Source organism: Peptacetobacter sp. AB845 (assembly GCF_047528295.1).
Taxonomy (GTDB): domain Bacteria; phylum Bacillota; class Clostridia; order Peptostreptococcales; family Peptostreptococcaceae; genus Peptacetobacter.
Genome location: NZ_CP180001.1, coordinates 2,329,915 through 2,345,562, shown reverse-complemented (window position 1 = coordinate 2,345,562; position 15,648 = coordinate 2,329,915). Strand labels below are relative to the sequence as shown.

Sequence of the window (15,648 nt, the reverse complement as noted above, 5' to 3'; positions counted from 1 at the left end):
TGATATGATTAATTATATCATAATTGACAGCAAATTTATCGTACAAAGAAAATAGAAGAATTATTTATAAAAGAATAATTTGTAGAAAATTTTGGGGGAAGTTAGATGAAAAAGAAAGATTTTATTTTAATAGCAGTTGTATTAATAGCAGTTGTAGCACTTTTTGGGTATACAAAGTTTAAGGATGCAAATGAGAAGGCTGCATTTGTAGAAGTTTATAAAGATAATGAGCTTTATAAAGAGATTCCACTAGATGAGGAAGATGAATTTACAATAAAGGACGGAGAGCATATAAATAAGGTTAAGGTGCATGATAGAGGTGTTGAGGTGACTGAGGCTAATTGTCCAGATAAGGTGTGTGTCAAAACAGGATTTATCACAAAGCCGAGCCAGAGTATAGTTTGCATACCTAATAAGTTGAACATAAAAATAGTAGACGGCAATACTGATGATAGCATAGATGCTGTAGTTCAGTAGATTGTTTTTAATATCTATACGGATAGAAGATAAGTAATGGTAAAAAGATAAACAGGAGGAAAATTTATGTCATATAATGAAGAAAACTTCACTAAAAAATCGTGGGAAGGTTTGATAAATACGGATTGGAAAGAGCTTTTAAGTGATGAATTTGATAAGCCATATTTTGAAAAATTAAATGAGTTTTTAAAGGAAGAATACAAGGAACACGAGGTATTCCCTAAAAGAGAGGATATATTCACAGCCTTAAACCATACATCATTCAAAGATACAAAGATTCTTCTTTTAGGGCAGGATCCATATCACAATGACGGTCAGGCACATGGGCTTGCATTTTCAGTTCTTCCGGGAATTAAAACTCCGCCATCATTAAAAAATATGTACAAGGAATTAAATGCAGAGTATGGATGCTTCATTCCAGATAATGGGTACCTTATGGATTGGGCAGACCAGGGAGTTCTTCTTTTAAACACATCTCTAACTGTTAGAGCACACGAAGCGAACTCTCATAGCAAAAAAGGCTGGGAAAAATTTACAGATAGAATAATAGAGATTTTAAATGATAGAGAAGATCCAGTTGTGTTTATTCTTTGGGGAAATAATGCTAAAAAGAAAGTTAAACTAATAAATACAGACAAACATTACATATTAGAGGGGACTCATCCAAGTCCACTTTCTGCAAATAGAGGATTTTTCGGGTGTAATCATTTTAAAAAAGCTAATGAAATATTAAAAAGCATTGGTAAAACTGAAATCGATTGGCAGATAAATAATTTAAAAGAAGATGAGCAGATGAGTTTAATATAGTTTTTTTCGATTTTTTTATTTATTTTTTGAATAACACTTGCAAAAGTGTATTCTATGTGTTATATTATTACTGTTGAAAAAACCACGGGGGTGGATGGGTGCTGGTGTGCCCTCTAGTCTTCAAAACTAGTATGAGGGGTTAGGAGCCTCTTAGGTGGGTTCAATTCCCACGCACTCCCGCCAATTAGATAATAATAACTTGAATAGATTGGAAATACTGGCTTTGATAGTCAGTATTTTTTTATTTTTTGTATCTTGTAACTCAATTGTAACTCAATTAAAAAGTAACTCAATTAAAAAGTAACTCAATAAAAAGAGCCTGGAGCATAAAGCCCCAAGCCCACAAATTAAAATATATTTTCTAGTTCGTTTATAGCCTCTATTTTTTTATCTTCCATAACTTCAGTATATATATTTAAAGTTATTTCAATATCCGCGTGTCCCATTAAGACCTGGACAGTTTTCGGAGGTATATTTTTTTCAAATAATCTAGTCGCAAATGTTTTTCTTAGTCCATGAAATTTTATATGTTCCTCTTTTGGTATTCCCATTTTATCCTGGATTCTTTTAAATGGCTTAGGCGGATAATTTGGGTTTAGATAAGAGCCTACACTATTACAAAATACTAAATTATTATCCTGGAACGATTCGCCTAATTTAGCTTTGATTTCGTCTTGCTGCTTTTTATGTTCTAGTAGCTTATTGAACACATTACTAACTATTGGAACAGTACGAAACGCATTTTCTGTTTTAGGTATTTGTTCGAATGTTTCCCTATGTTTATTATCTTGATCATCAAATATATATCCGCGCCGTACAGACCTATTGACAGTTAAAGTGTGATTATCAAAATCTATATCAGACCATTTAAGCCCCAGGAGTTCGCCAAGTCTTAACCCCGTACTAAGAGCCACCAGGAAGAAAGTTTCTAATTTATGCCCTTTGATAGTTTCTATAAAGAGAGCTTGTTCATCAACAGTGAATACTTGTTTCTTTTTTTCTTTTTTCTCAGTTGGTAGCTCAACAAGTTTGGCGAAGTTTTTTTCTATGTAGTCATTTTTTTCGGCAAAGTCCAAACAAGTTTTTAATTTTTCGTTGATTTGTTTAACAGTAGATACAGTTGTTCCATTATCTAGTAATCTGTTATAATATGCTTGTATATTATTCAATTTCAGTTTGTAAAGTGGGATATTAGCTATTTCAGAGCCTTCAATATAGTTTCGATATATTGATTCGTAGCGCTCAAATGTTTTCGGCTTAATATCTCTTTTTTTTATGTTCCAAACCCAATAATTAAACCAAGTGGCCACTGTATATTCATTTATAGCAGCTTGACCAATAGGATTTAAAAGCTTGTAATTATCCATTTTTTCTTTGACTTCTTTTTTGGTTTTTCCATAAAATGATTTTCTTTTAGCTTTTCCGTTTTGGTCGATTCCAATAGTCAATTGTCCGCGGTAACAGTTACGAGAGCTATAAAAGGCAATAGAGCCCTCACCATTGGCGCGTTTACTCATCAGAGCCACCCTCTTTATTATTTTTTTGATTAAAGTATTTTTTTTCGAATTTATTGTATTCTAAATCTAATTTTTTTATTAATTCTTCTTTTGATTTTTTACTAAGATTATCGTTAAATTTAGATAAATCAATATTAAAATCAGTAGTTAGAGATTCTTTTGTTTTAATATACATTTCTTTTAAATACTCTTTTTCTACTTGTGTTATTTCACGATTACAAGAATTATATTCTGTTAAAGTGTCTAAAGTCATATTCACTATAGGAATGAAAGCAGAAGTGACTTTTAAAGCAGACTCCCGCGTATTTATTAACTTTGAGTCGGCGTTTAATAACCTGTCAAATGTATCATTATCTATACTAGAACGATTTGTTTTTTCTAGATTTTCAGTTAAAGATAAAATATTTAATACATACTGTTCTAATTCTGAAACTTCAAAAGTCTTATGGTTATCAGAAGAGGGGTCAAAAGCGACAATTTTCTTCAAAGTATAAGAAAAAATATATTGTTTTGAAGTTAAAGAATTTAATAAATTTGTCAAGTTCAAAGCAATATCTTTAAAGTCTAAATTGCTATGTTTAAATCTTTTTTCTAAGGAATCACTTATTTTTTTTGTAAAAGCTGATGATAAAAAATCAAAAGTTTCTTTATATTTTTCTTCGGAAAAATCAAAATTTACCTTATCTTCTAATAATAAATCATTCTCAGAAACATTTAAAATACTGGATAAAATTTCAAGACTTTCTTTCGTTGGCTCAGATTTACCACTTTCATAATTTGAAATTGAAACTCTAGAAAGTCCACATTTATCGGCTAAATCTTGTTGCGTCATTCCTAATTCTTTACGCCTACTTTTTAATAATTCAATATTCATATTTTCACCACCTTCTAAGATATATTATAAAATACTTTCGTTATATGTAAATCACTTTTTAATATATTCGCTTGACTTTTTATCGTAAAAATATTATTATGCTTATTGTAAATAGATTTGAAACTATTTACTTTTAATAAAAAGGGAGGTATAAAAAATGACTCTAAAGCTAGAAAGAGTAAAAAGAAATTTAACACAAAAGCAACTTCAAGATTTATCGGGGGTTTCAATGGTTACTATCAGAAAGATTGAAAAGGGAACGATTGAAAATGTTACTTTAGTTACTTATAAAAAACTAGCTAAAGCCCTTGATATTTCAGTTGAAGAATTAATAAAAGAGGAGGAATAAGACCATGACAAAAGAAAATGACCTATTACAGAGCATTGACGGAGCTTTTCAGACTTACAAAGCAGCAGAACAGAAAGAGCTAGAAGAAAGACAAGGATATAAAATAGTTTCTAGTCCTGGAATAGACAGAGATAACTTAAAGACTTGTAAAGAAGTAGCTCAGATATGCCCTATATCAGAAAGTAAGTTAAGAAAGCTATGTAAAGATTCTAAAAATAATGGTTTCCCTTGTGTATATATAGGGGATAAGGTTTATATCTTAGTGAATGAAGTTTATGGCTGGCTATTAGACCATATAGGCGAAAGATTTTAAAAGGGGTGAGCTGATGAGCAAACGTAAAAGAGCCATATTAGAAAAACATAAAGAAAGAGCCATTAAAACAATAGAAGAATATTATAAAATTCATGACTTACCAAAAGGGGAAATGGAAGTTTCAGACGGTGGGAGATTTAAAGCACTAAAAAATAAAAATGAGATAGTTTTCACAGTAAATAATAAATTAAATGGTGATTGTTTTTTATGTATAAGCCGTATTTTGAATGATAGAAAGTGTTATGAGTTTTTAGAAATATTAAAAGTTGATTTTATATCAATGAGTTGTAGAGACCCAAAAGAAAAAAATCAAAGTTTAAAATGGTTCACAACAGTTTATGAGGGCGACGGCTTTTATGTAGTTGATTAGGTGGTGAGGCTATGGAAGAAGAAAAACTAAAAAATGGCTTTACTTCTTACTTGAATGATGTTTTAGATGCTGATTTAACAACTACCCAAAAAATTGTACTATTACAAATTATAAGATTTTATAATAAAAAACTGGGATATAGTTTTCCGAGTTATGAAATTTTAGCAGATAAAAGCAAAATAACAACTAGAACAGCTATTAAAACAGTTGATTTTTTAGTGAAAAATAATTGGATAAAAAAAGAAGTTTATAAAGGTAAAGGAAACAAGTATTTTATACCCGATAAATATATGTTAGTAAGTAGTGAAAATAATACATGTGAAAATAATACATGTGAAAATAATTCACTAGTGGGGTGTAATAAATTCACTAGTGGGGTGAAAAATATTCACACAACAAATACTAATATAAATACTAATACAATAACTAATAATAATATGTCAGATTCTAAAGAATCAGACGCACCCCCTGGAGCTTTTAAAGATAGTATCAATACAAATAAAAAGACTAATAGCAGCAAGAAAAAAACTACAAAAGATTATTCGAATGAAATAAAAGAAGTAGTGGAATATCTAAACTTAAAAGCTAATAGAAACTATAGACCAGGAACAACCAAGACTAAGAGCCTAATAAGTGCAAGATTAAAAGATTATACAGTCGAGGATCTAAAAGCCGTTATTGATTTCAAAGTTGGTGAATGGTTAGAGAATGAGAAAATGAATAAGTATCTCAGACCCGAAACCCTATTCAATGAAACTAAGTTTGAAAATTATATTAATGAGCTACCAAGCCAGGCAACAAAAGAATCTAGTCAAAGTTATTTAGAAGATAATGATGTTGATTTGTCGATTGAGGATATTATAAAAATAAATCTAAGGAAATCAAGCAATGAATAAATACCCAAAATATAGGTTCTTTGATACCGAGAATATACGTTCTATATACTCAACGATAATTTACTCATTAAGATATTAAAAAAGCCTTAAAAGCGATTTAACGGCTTTAGGGCTTTTAATAAAAATCTTGCTGCAAGGAAGGAGAATAAAAAAATGGATAATTTAAAAAATGATAGACGACTAAAAAATAAAACGGCTGAACAAGATGTTATCGGACTAATGTTATTAAAACCCGAAGTTCAAACGGCACTTGATATAGTTCCAATATCAATATTTACAGATACAGAACAAGCTATAATACAAGGATTCAAAAACGCTCATAAAAGCGGAAAGGAGGTAACAATTGTAGAGCTAATGGAAGAGTTGAAAAAGCCTTCATACAATCTTAATATATATACACTTTCAGAATTAACTAAATTTGTTAGTGATTGTACACTACAAAAAGATGATTTGGAAAAAGCTATTATGGTATTGGAGGATTTGCGGAAAAAAAGAGAGTTTGTAAATTATTCATTAGAGGGGATTGAAAACCTTCTAAATGGCGGAGAGCTAGAGAGCCAGGTAATAGAAACGAGTGATAAAATCGAAAAGCTAATACAGTATCAAAATGACGGTATAAACGATATTAATAGCCTTGTTCAAAAGTCTATGAATAGATTAGAAAATACTGATATTCAAACCAAATTTGGTTATAGTCTACTTGATAAAAATATAGGTGGTGTTAAGCCTGGAGACTATACAATAATTGGTGCTAAGTCGGGAGTAGGAAAGACAACATTAGCCCTAAATATAGCCTTGAATGTATTAGAGCAAGGAAAGAAAGTATTAATAATATCAAGGGAAATGACCGACGTTGATGTATTCGACAGATTCGCAACAATGGTTTCAAAAATACCGTCAATGAAATTTAGAAACAAAGATTTTACGGCTGATGATTGGAAAAGGTTCGTTAGTGCTAGTGGATACCTGGGAGAGTATGAAGGGAAATTATTGATAGATAATAACAGTACCAAAATATCAGATATTATCAAGCTAGTTAGAAAGTATAAACCCGATTTGGTAGTAATTGATTACTTACAGTTATTGAGTGCTGAGGACGGCTCAAAGCTAGAAAATGCGGAAAGAATAATCGCTAATATATCAAGAAATATACGCACTATGACACTAAAATATAATTGCCATGTTATGGCGCTTGTACAGTTAAACAATAGTTTCAAAGGTATACCACATGGGGAAAATGTTATAAGACAATCAGCTACAGTATACCAGGACGCGACAAGTGTTATATACTTGCATGATTTACAAGATAAAGAAGAATTAAAATTTGTATATAGTAGTGTTGGTGGTATAGGAGATAAAGAGGCAGAAAATATAATAAAAAATAATAAAAGCAAAAAATCAACTAGTGTATACGCGTTTAAATTAGATAAAAATAGAAATGGAGCTACTGGAGTAGAGCCGATAACATTTATTCGCCCACAGTTCAAAATGTATGACAATGACGGACTAAAAAATATATAAATATGTAGTGTAAAAAATCAATGAGAATATATAAAAAAATTACACTACAAAATATTATTCCTGGAGAATAAGAGCCAGGATATAAAACCACAAAAGGGGCTTTACTTCATAGCTTTGTAAGTATTGGAAATAGTCAATCACAGAAAGAAAAAATAAAAAAGGGGCAGAGCTAAGACACAAAAGGAGGTGAAAAAATGAAAGTATTGACTAAAGTAAGAATGATAATTCCAATTGTTACAAATTGGATAGAAAACAATTTAATCGTAAGAGCTGATATATACAAAAAACGGCAACTTGTAGATAGTTTTGAAGTATCAAAAATAACTATAAGCGATATTTTAGAGATAGCAGCAAAGGGCAGAAAAGGTTGTTATATATATTTTGAAACTATACACGATATAGGACTTGTAAACGGTGTATGTGCTATAGAATACAAAGACTTAACAATTATGATAACTATGCAATAAAAAAAGAGCCAGGAACGAGCCCGACTCAATTATAAAAAAATTGGGTGTAATATACCCACAAAAACCAACTTAAAGTATATTACACCCTCTTAAAAAAATCAATAATGTAGAGGTGCAAAAATGGAGATAAAAACTCAAAAAATGAATTTATTTAGCCAAAAGGATATAAATGAGATTATAAGAGATATAAATTATAAGTTACAAGATAAGGGAGCTACACCCGACTATCTAAGCCAGGAAAGTTTTTTAAGAGCTGAAAGAGAGCTTGAAGAAAACGAAAGAGATATAAACGATTTATATTTGTTATATTCTCAAAAGCTAGAACTTACAGAAAAAAACAAGGAGAATTTACCAAAGGAAAGATACAACTACATGATAAGTGAATATAAATATCTAACAAATAAGTTTGAAAAATTAAAAAGCAGCTTAGAAGAAATTAAGGATCTAATAACTAATACAGTATTAGACACAAGCGAAGAAGGTTTCAAATTTGGTTTCCTGGCACATAAAGAGCTGAACAAAACATTAAATATTTAGTTAGGGGTGTAGAAGATGATAAAGGACGAAACAATAAAAGAAGTAGTGTTATATGGTGCAATAGATGAAGGGGTAATAAAAGATTTAGATGACCTGGAAGAAGTAAAAAAGATGAAAGAGCCATTCAATGAGCTACAAGAAAAATATAAGTTATTAAGAAAGAAAATAGTTATAAATTTTGCTAACTATAAAGCATTAAATGATGAAACAACAGAAGAATACAAGGAAATAATAAAATTATATGAAGATATAGAAAATATTTGGCACGTTTTAGACAATGCAAGCTCAATGATATATGAAGCACTACAAGAAACACAAGAATATAATTTTATTGAAGGTTTCAAAATGAATAAAAGAATAAGAGAAAATTTATAATAGAGGTGTAAGAAATGAATGATAATAACATACTAGGAGTATTTTTTAATTGGGTAGATAGAAAGAAATTTGAAGATATAAACAGTTTTTTATCAGTAAATAGAGTTTATAAAATTACTGATATATTAAAAAATAAATATCAAAAGATAAATGAAGTTATATCAAATAAACGGATAGACAACCTAAAAATAGAAGATATGAGCGAAGAGGAACAGAAAAAAATAAAAGAAGTACTATACAACATAAGATATGAATATGAAAAAATAGAAGAGTTAGAAACAATAATCAACGGGGCTTTTTTAGACTTGCAACAATATTATTTCATGCAAGGGTTCAAAGCCAATACAGAGCTACGGGAACAGTTACAAAGATTAATAGATAAAAATTAATAGGAAGGTGAAAGAAAATGATAGTAAAAGAATATTTTAATCAGATAGAAAATGATATATCAAAAGTATTTATTGAAATGGGTAAGTTATTAGAAGAAAATAAAAGAGCTAGAGAAGTATATTCAAATAATATAAATCAAAATATGAAGATATTAGAAGAAAAGTATTTTTTCATATTAGATGAGGACTATATAAGAATTAAAAATGTAGATAATGAAGAATTATCAGAATATGAGTTAAAAGAGTATGAGAATATATTAAATATATATAAAGGGCTTAGAAAAATATTCATAGATATTGGATATATCGAAAGAAAAAAATCTTTATCAGAACTAAAAAATAAAAAGCCATTAATGGAACAGTTAGAAGAAATAAAAAATAAATGTAAAAAGCAATTTGAAAATACGGCGGTATAACAACCGCCCTTTTTTATCAAAATAAATGTAGTGTAAAAATAATTCAAAGTAGGGGCTAGAAATTACACTACAAAAGGGAGTTGAAAATATAGTGTTTTGTAGGATAAAGGACGGCAAAGGATACACATATAATATTTATTTATGCGAGAGAAAGCGAGAAAATGGGGAAGTAAAATCAAAAGATATTTTTATAGCTCAGTATAATATCGGAGTATCGTTATATTTTAAAGATGAGGATATGGGCGGTTTGGTTTTAGATATTCCCGAGAGCTCAAAAGAATTTATAATGAATGATTTAAAAGCCCTGGGATATGAAAAGTATTTTGATATTGTAGTGAAAAAATTAATAGAATATAAACGAAAGAAGTACACTACATATATAAAAAACAATAAAGAATATTTTGAGGAAAAATTAAGATATAAAAATCAAAGGAAGAAAGATTATGAGGACTTCAAGAAAAAATATCAAGATTTGGTAAATAAAGATAATGAAAAATATTTTAATTTGGGTTTTGATAAAGGATTAAGGCAAAAAATAGAAAATAATCTAGGTAGCTTTTATGGATCAAGCAGCAATAACTTTTCAGACCAGGAAAGAAAATTATTAAAACAAGCATTTAAATTATTATCAAACAAACATCACCCCGACAAGGGCGGAGATACCGACACAATGGCAACAATTAACAACTTAAAAGAAAAGATATTGAAATAGTATTAGGGCGGTTTATACCGTCCTTTTTTATTGGAGTATAAGAGCCACAACCTTAATGTCATTAACTATTCATTAAGATTTCACTAAGGTTACACTAAGAGCCATTAATAGCAGCATGATTAAAAAGTAGCGAAAAGATAGTTTATATTTGGCTTGTACCTTTTTGGTAAAAGCTTGAAATATAGGGATTATCGTGATTCACTACAATTAAAAAAATATATGGACTGCACCGAAACAGTGCAACCATTGAAATATAAAGCTTGTCGTGAAACACGAGGAGCCTTGAAATATAGGGGGTTGAAATAGCACAAGGCAACAAAAAAAGAAGTATCCGGACTTTTCGGCCACCCTAAAAAGAGCTTGCCGAGATTTCGTCCACCCTAAAAAAGAGCATTGAAAAAATATTTCGGCAAAATCGGCGCCCCTAAAAAAGACTAGCTATTTTTGACTTTTTTGACTCCCTAAAAAAGAGATTATTTTTTCTAGTAAGTTTTGAGTAAGTTTTGAGTAAGCGCAACGTTGCAACAAAAAACATAATTTATAAAAACACGATTTAAAAACGCAGTCAGATTGATAATGATTGAAATATCAATGTATAGAAGGTATAACACAAGTGCAACGCGTTGCAACATTACAAGCTATATAATCTATTTTTGAGTTATGCAAGGTATAAACACAAGGCGAATTATTTACAAGGGCTTAGGGTGGCAAATATAAAGCCAAAATCAAAGAAAACTATAAAAGGGAATTTTCGCCAGGTGCGTTTTTATATTCGGTCGATTGACCGATAAAAAATAACCAAAAGGGGCAAAATTTTAAAAGCAACCTAGAAAGAATTTTCTACAATATAACATTTTTTAAATATTTATAACTTATTAGGATATATTAGAAGATATAAGACCGAGTAAAAACCGAGTATAAGGGGTGTCCTCAGATTTGGGGATACCCATAAAAACTTACTTCCTGGGGGTGTGCTCAGATTTGAGCATACTATAAGAGCACATCAACGAGGTTGACCCGTCAACAGATTTGACTAGTTCAAAAACTTAACCGGTCGACCGACTTATATTTTGTAATAAATATTAATAAAAAGAATTGTATTTGATATACTTCATAAAGTGAACCATGTACAGAGTGGCGAGGTTGAAACCTTCTATTGAAAGGGGGTGGATACCATGAGAGATTTTATTGATGTATTTTTGACTTTAATTATAATACCGATATTGGTTAATATAGTTTCTAGTCTATTAACAGATAAAATAAAAAACCACTCTACAAAGTTTGGCGACGAAGAGAGTGGAAAAAATAAAGAATAATTTTTATTTAATTGTTCTTTTGTTTTCTTAAATCAACCGAGCCACTTTGACGTGGTTCTTTTTCTATATTCATTATATCACTCCCAAACAAAAAAATAAAGCAATTATGAACCTTATAATAAGATATAAAATGTTATGCAATTCTATATTACTCAAAATGATAAAAATTAACTAAATTAAATAAAAAAACAACTATACTTTATATTATAAAAAGATATATCAAAATATATTAAATTATATTTAACTATGTGATTTTATGGAAATTTAATCTTTTAAAGTGAAGTCTGAAAGCTAGTATTTGCAAGGTATTCAAAAAAACTGCGTGTTTTGTCGATTATGCGAAGTTTTTATAACTAGAAAAAAGAAGTAATATTATATCATATATTCACGAGGTATAATGTGAGGATATAAAAATAATTCAATCATGCTGCAATTAGAAATCTTCAAAACGTACGTTCTGTGAATGTGATATAATATTTTATATTCTTTTTCCTGGAGGTGCGTTTTTATGTGTGATGTAAAAAGAGAGCTAGAAAGCTATAATAGTTATAAAAGCGAATTGAAATATCTAAGTGTAGAATTAGAACACTTGAAAGAAAATGACGTTGATATAAAAAGTTGTCCTATTGGGGAAAGGGTACAAACTTCTAATATAGGCGACCCAACGGCTAATTTTGTTGTAGGTAGTGAACAAAGAGCCATAGAAATAAAAAAGGAAATGAGAAATATTAGTCAGAAAATACGATTAATAGACGCATTTATAAAAGGTTTGGAAGAAATAGACAAAAGAATAATAGAATATAAATTTAAAAAGAATTATAACTATGCTCAAATTGGGCGTGCTTTGGGTTGTAGTTCTACAATGGCACAAAATCATATTGAAAAAAGCTTGAAAGAGCTAGAATTTCTATTCGAAAATTATTATATACCTATTTAAATGATCTAAGTATTACGGGTGGTGTTTTTTATGTGTGATATAAAAAAGGAACTGAAAAAATATGATAAGTTGAAAAAACGCATTAAAGTATTAGAAAGTATTATAAAATTTGAAGATGACCAAAAGAGAATAAAAAAACTAGAAAATGAAATAATATCAATTAGATTTCAATTAAATGTATTAAATAATCTAATTAAAGAATTGCCCGAAAAAGAAAGAAAAATAATCAAGTATAGATATATTAATAAATATAGTTGGGCGAAAATATGCACTATAACGGGAGATAGTGAAAGAGGTATAAGGTATAAAATGAATAATGGCATTAAAAAAATAGATTTTATATTCAATAAATATGGATATATTGTATAAATTGAAAGGGTGCATTTTATGAATGATATTATATTGAACCTAGGAGAATTAAAAAATATATTGCGTATTTTTGGAAAAGATATAATTGAAGGTATAGAGCATAAAAGACGAAAAGAGCCGTTAAAAGATAATTTGAATTGTTCAAATAGTGAACTATTGGAGCATATAGAAGAAACAAGAGAAAAAAGGTGTAATACAAGGATTATGATTTCAAGGTTACATATAGCCTATAAAATATTATCAGAAGAAAAACAAATACTTCTTAAATTGAGATTGATAGATTGTAATAATTGGAATTATACAAGTAAAAAAATAGGGTATAGCGAAAGAACTTTGAGAGATTGGGAAAATAACGCACTAAATGAGATATTAAACAAATACAATGAATTACTTGAAATAGATATAGATGAAAGTTTATTTGATGATATATACTTTTTAGATGTATGATTGAAATTGAGATTGAGATTGATATAATTTTAGATAGATAATATAATAGCTATATAATATATAAAGCCTTTCAATATTTTGTATAGTTCTTTTTCTTTTACTCAGTAGCAAAACCAACAAAAGAGCCTACGTTATTCGTTGGGCTTTTTTTATTTGCTTATTATTGCTATAATAGGTATACCACAATATATATTTTTTTATAAATCTTTTTCTATATATTCAAGTAAGTATATGGCCATTTATAGCGTTATCTTGAAGTGATGATAAAAGAGCCTAACAAGTATTATTATTTGTTGGGCTTTTTTAATACTCATTGTTGGAAAATGTTGGAAAAAAATATATATCTATTTGAGGATCTAAAAGAGCAGCTATCAAAATATTGTTCCTGGAGGTGTATTTTATATGAATAAATTACAGAAAAAAGAAGAGCGAAAACAGTTAGCGGAGTTTTTGAAATATTATGGTTTACAAGTAGTGGAAGGAATAGAACAGAACAGACTAAAAGAGCCATTGAAAGAAGAGTACCAGGAAGAGCCAACAGAAAGAAAATCAAGCTATATATTAGAAATTATAAAAGGAGCTGAGGAAAGCCGTTGTAATACAAGAATAGCAATTTCAATATTACATAGAGCATATGAGGAGCTAAAGGAAAAAGAGAAACAAATAATAAAAATGCGATTTAAAGAGCGAGAAAAGATATATTATATTTCAAAATCTATCAATAGAGGTGATACACAAACAAGAGTTATCTATTACAAGGCACTTGATAAAATGATTGATAGTTATAAGATATTTGATATATCAAGAATAGATAAAAGTTTATATAGTGATAAATACTTTGATTTTATTATATAGGGTGTCAATTTTACACCCTTTTTTTATTTATAACTATAATTTCAAAATAGCAGCAAGATTTTTATATAGCCATAGCCCCCATAAAATCATTAGAGGGTAGTTTTTCAGAATACCGCTTGTCCCACATACAAAATATACATAGGTTATCCCACATAACCCCCACCCCTTTATTATGATTTTGTAGGTTTATTTCAGTAAAATGCTAACAATTGCTAACCTTTTGTAGTGTAAAAATATGAGATAGTATCAGTAAGAAATAACACTACAATATTGAGAACCTGAGAAAACTTGAAACTATTTTATATACAAAGCCTTACAAAACCTAACATAAATTATATATATAGGCGAAAAAATGCTAATAAATGCTAAGGTATTAAATTTATATCATGCTGCTATATAATAATTTTGTTGCCTGGAGAGTCTAAGATATTAGTTTCATAAGATGTTAAGAAATGTTAAGGTTTGAATATGTAGTGTAATATTATGGTGATATTATTAGAAGTTTTGACACTACAAAAAAATACTAAGAAAACCTAATGTTTAAATGTGTTATAATGTAGTTAGAAAAAAGAATAAAATAATTGATTTATAAGATTATAAAAAAATATGTTTTGTAACTCAATTGTAACTCAATTATTTCAAAAAGTTATATAAAATTATATGAGATTAAGAAAAATAAAAATATAGAAACATTGAAATTATAAGGTTTTTAGAGAAATGGGAATTGAGTGAAAACTATCAAATAGTTTCCCACGCACTCCCGCCAATACAGTATATTATGGAACCTGAATGAAGGTTCCTTTTTTTATATATTCTAAATATTTACTTGGAGGAATTAAAAAAATGATGGATTGGGAAAAAAGAACATCTCTTGTTGTAGGAGATGATGGAATAGAAAAATTAAACAACGCAAGTGTGATAATATTCGGTGTAGGAGGAGTCGGTGGATTTGCAGCCGAAGCAATAGCAAGAGCTGGAGTAGGAAATATCACAATAGTAGATTTTGATGATGTGGATATAACAAACATAAACAGACAGATAATAGCTCTTCATTCTACAGTTGGAAAGATGAAAGTAGATGTATTTAAAGAGAGAATAAAAGACATAAATCCAAATGTAAACATAACTGCAATTGCAGAAAAATACACTCCAGAAAATGGGGAAGAGTTACTAAGCAGTGGTGAGTTTGATTATGCAATAGATGCAATAGACATGATAACTTCTAAAATACACCTTATAGAAACTTGCACTAAAAAAAGAATCAAAATAATAAGCTCTATGGGAATGGGTAATAAGCTAGATCCTACGAAAATAGAACTTACGGACATATACAAAACTAGCATGTGCCCTTTAGCTAGAGTAATGAGAAGAGAACTAAAAAACAGAGGAATAAAAAAACTAAAAGTCGTATACTCAACTGAAAAAGCAATAGAGCCAAAAGAAAAAATAATGAACGGAAACAAAATGACTGCGGGAAGTGTATCATTTGTACCTTCTGTAGCAGGACTAATAATGGCATCTGCTGTAATAAATGAATTACTAGAAGAAAAATAAAATATATAAAAAGCTGCTAGAATATTACTATCTAGTAGCTTTTTTATGTTTAATTCCGTATAAGCAGGTAAATAAACTTAGGAAAAGAGAAATAACTGCTCTGTAAGCGACAATACTGGAAGCGCCCCATACCTATAAATGTGTTACTTA

21 protein-coding genes and 1 tRNA gene are annotated in these 15,648 nt (G+C 29.1%); 20 read left to right on the top strand and 2 right to left on the bottom strand.

Features of this window, described 5'->3' with window-relative positions; all coding sequences use genetic code 11:
• Positions 1–105: 105 nt before the first annotated feature.
• The 3 genes from ACK2WO_RS11100 to ACK2WO_RS11090 all read left to right on the top strand — a co-directional run bounded on the left by ACK2WO_RS11100 (position 106) and on the right by ACK2WO_RS11090 (position 1,467).
• Positions 106–477, top strand: a complete 372-nt coding sequence (locus ACK2WO_RS11100) for a NusG domain II-containing protein (RefSeq protein WP_178412699.1) — start codon at positions 106–108, stop codon at positions 475–477.
• Between the two features lie 66 nt (positions 478–543).
• The gene (locus ACK2WO_RS11095; protein ID WP_414697887.1) at positions 544–1,284 is read left to right on the top strand and encodes a uracil-DNA glycosylase; all 741 of its coding nucleotides are present in this window, start codon (positions 544–546) and stop codon (positions 1,282–1,284) included.
• Between the two features lie 86 nt (positions 1,285–1,370).
• A tRNA-Sec gene (locus ACK2WO_RS11090) sits at positions 1,371–1,467 on the top strand.
• Between the two features lie 164 nt (positions 1,468–1,631).
• Here ACK2WO_RS11090 and ACK2WO_RS11085 read toward each other — a convergent pair.
• Both ACK2WO_RS11085 and ACK2WO_RS11080 read right to left on the bottom strand, forming a co-directional pair.
• Entirely contained in the window at positions 1,632–2,801 is a 1,170-nt protein-coding gene (locus ACK2WO_RS11085) for a tyrosine-type recombinase/integrase (RefSeq protein ID WP_414697886.1), read from the bottom strand.
• On the bottom strand, positions 2,794–3,675 hold the full coding sequence (locus ACK2WO_RS11080; protein ID WP_414697885.1) for a helix-turn-helix domain-containing protein: 882 nt from the start codon (positions 3,673–3,675) through the stop codon (positions 2,794–2,796). Before ACK2WO_RS11080 ends, ACK2WO_RS11085 begins: the two co-directional genes overlap by 8 nt.
• 157 nt (positions 3,676–3,832) lie before the next feature.
• Between ACK2WO_RS11080 and ACK2WO_RS11075 the strand changes: the two genes are divergently transcribed.
• The 17 genes from ACK2WO_RS11075 (at position 3,833) to ACK2WO_RS10995 (ending at position 15,498) form a co-directional block, all read left to right on the top strand.
• Positions 3,833–4,024, top strand: coding sequence for a helix-turn-helix domain-containing protein (locus tag ACK2WO_RS11075; protein WP_414697884.1), 192 nt, complete (start codon positions 3,833–3,835; stop codon positions 4,022–4,024).
• Positions 4,025–4,028: 4 nt separating this feature from the next.
• Positions 4,029–4,337 (top strand): hypothetical protein, encoded by a 309-nt coding sequence (locus tag ACK2WO_RS11070; RefSeq protein WP_414697883.1) that lies wholly within the window; start codon positions 4,029–4,031, stop codon positions 4,335–4,337.
• Between the two features lie 13 nt (positions 4,338–4,350).
• A complete protein-coding gene (locus ACK2WO_RS11065; RefSeq protein ID WP_414697882.1) occupies positions 4,351–4,707 on the top strand; it encodes a hypothetical protein in 357 nt (118 codons plus the stop codon).
• Positions 4,708–4,718: 11 nt separating this feature from the next.
• Positions 4,719–5,603 carry a conserved phage C-terminal domain-containing protein gene (locus tag ACK2WO_RS11060; RefSeq protein WP_414697881.1) on the top strand — a complete coding sequence of 295 codons (885 nt, stop codon included), beginning with the start codon at positions 4,719–4,721 and terminating at the stop codon, positions 5,601–5,603.
• Between the two features lie 153 nt (positions 5,604–5,756).
• On the top strand, positions 5,757–7,124 hold the full coding sequence (locus tag ACK2WO_RS11055) for a replicative DNA helicase (protein WP_414697880.1): 1,368 nt from the start codon (positions 5,757–5,759) through the stop codon (positions 7,122–7,124).
• A 194-nt stretch (positions 7,125–7,318) separates the two neighbouring features.
• A complete protein-coding gene (locus ACK2WO_RS11050; protein ID WP_414697879.1) occupies positions 7,319–7,591 on the top strand; it encodes a hypothetical protein in 273 nt (90 codons plus the stop codon).
• 120 nt (positions 7,592–7,711) lie between these two features.
• Positions 7,712–8,128, top strand: coding sequence for a hypothetical protein (locus ACK2WO_RS11045; RefSeq protein ID WP_414697878.1), 417 nt, complete (start codon positions 7,712–7,714; stop codon positions 8,126–8,128).
• A 15-nt stretch (positions 8,129–8,143) separates the two neighbouring features.
• Positions 8,144–8,503 carry a hypothetical protein gene (locus tag ACK2WO_RS11040; RefSeq protein ID WP_414697877.1) on the top strand — a complete coding sequence of 120 codons (360 nt, stop codon included), beginning with the start codon at positions 8,144–8,146 and terminating at the stop codon, positions 8,501–8,503.
• A gap of 14 nt (positions 8,504–8,517) precedes the next feature.
• A complete protein-coding gene (locus tag ACK2WO_RS11035; RefSeq protein ID WP_414697876.1) occupies positions 8,518–8,892 on the top strand; it encodes a hypothetical protein in 375 nt (124 codons plus the stop codon).
• A gap of 17 nt (positions 8,893–8,909) precedes the next feature.
• On the top strand, positions 8,910–9,308 hold the full coding sequence (locus ACK2WO_RS11030) for a hypothetical protein (protein ID WP_414697875.1): 399 nt from the start codon (positions 8,910–8,912) through the stop codon (positions 9,306–9,308).
• Between the two features lie 91 nt (positions 9,309–9,399).
• The gene (locus tag ACK2WO_RS11025; protein WP_414697874.1) at positions 9,400–10,020 is read left to right on the top strand and encodes a hypothetical protein; all 621 of its coding nucleotides are present in this window, start codon (positions 9,400–9,402) and stop codon (positions 10,018–10,020) included.
• A gap of 1,175 nt (positions 10,021–11,195) precedes the next feature.
• Complete coding sequence (locus ACK2WO_RS11020) at positions 11,196–11,336, top strand: hypothetical protein (protein WP_414697873.1); 141 nt, start codon at positions 11,196–11,198, stop codon at positions 11,334–11,336.
• A gap of 508 nt (positions 11,337–11,844) precedes the next feature.
• A complete protein-coding gene (locus tag ACK2WO_RS11015) occupies positions 11,845–12,273 on the top strand; it encodes a hypothetical protein (protein WP_414697872.1) in 429 nt (142 codons plus the stop codon).
• Positions 12,274–12,303: 30 nt separating this feature from the next.
• Complete coding sequence (locus ACK2WO_RS11010) at positions 12,304–12,642, top strand: sigma factor-like helix-turn-helix DNA-binding protein (RefSeq protein WP_414697871.1); 339 nt, start codon at positions 12,304–12,306, stop codon at positions 12,640–12,642.
• Between the two features lie 18 nt (positions 12,643–12,660).
• Positions 12,661–13,089: a hypothetical protein gene (locus ACK2WO_RS11005; protein ID WP_414697870.1), complete on the top strand. Its 429-nt coding sequence runs from the start codon at positions 12,661–12,663 to the stop codon at positions 13,087–13,089.
• Positions 13,090–13,491: 402 nt separating this feature from the next.
• Complete coding sequence (locus ACK2WO_RS11000; RefSeq protein WP_414697869.1) at positions 13,492–13,944, top strand: hypothetical protein; 453 nt, start codon at positions 13,492–13,494, stop codon at positions 13,942–13,944.
• An 843-nt stretch (positions 13,945–14,787) separates the two neighbouring features.
• Positions 14,788–15,498 carry a ThiF family adenylyltransferase gene (locus ACK2WO_RS10995; protein WP_414697868.1) on the top strand — a complete coding sequence of 237 codons (711 nt, stop codon included), beginning with the start codon at positions 14,788–14,790 and terminating at the stop codon, positions 15,496–15,498.
• Positions 15,499–15,648 lie beyond the last annotated feature (150 nt).